The following is a 501-nucleotide window of genomic DNA, read 5'->3' on the forward strand; positions in this document are numbered from 1 at the left end:
CGTGAAAGAGGCGGACGGCTCGGTAACCACCTATCTGGTGCCTTATGCAGCAGTGCCAAATATGCTGCAACCCGGCGTATCGAAATATGATTTTGCGGCGGGTCGTAGCCATATTGAAGGGGCGAGCAAACAAAGTGATTTTGTCCAGGCGGGTTATCAGTATGGTTTTAATAATTTATTGACGCTGTATGGTGGCTCGATGGTCGCGAATAATTATTACGCGTTTACTTTGGGGACTGGCTGGAATACACGCTTTGGTGCCATTTCCGTCGATGCCACGAAGTCGCATAGTAAACAAGACAACGGCGATGTGTTTGACGGGCAAAGTTATCAAATTGCCTACAACAAATTTGTGAGCCAAACGTCGACGCGTTTTGGTCTGGCGGCCTGGCGTTATTCATCGCGTGATTACCGGACATTTAATGATCACGTTTGGGCAAACAATAAAGATAATTATCGCCGTGATGAAAACGATGTCTATGACATTGCCGATTATTACCA

Annotated in this window: 1 protein-coding gene; it reads left to right on the forward strand. The window is 46.5% G+C overall.

The genetic code is table 11. The features are described 5' to 3' along the window. Positions 1-501, forward strand: a 501-nt coding sequence (locus E2K52_RS14785) for a fimbria/pilus outer membrane usher protein (RefSeq protein ID WP_151205723.1), incomplete at both ends; no start/stop codon positions are given.

Origin of the sequence: Acinetobacter sp. RF14B, from assembly GCF_006864105.1 — a bacterium.
Lineage (GTDB): Bacteria > Pseudomonadota > Gammaproteobacteria > Pseudomonadales > Moraxellaceae > Acinetobacter > Acinetobacter lwoffii_C.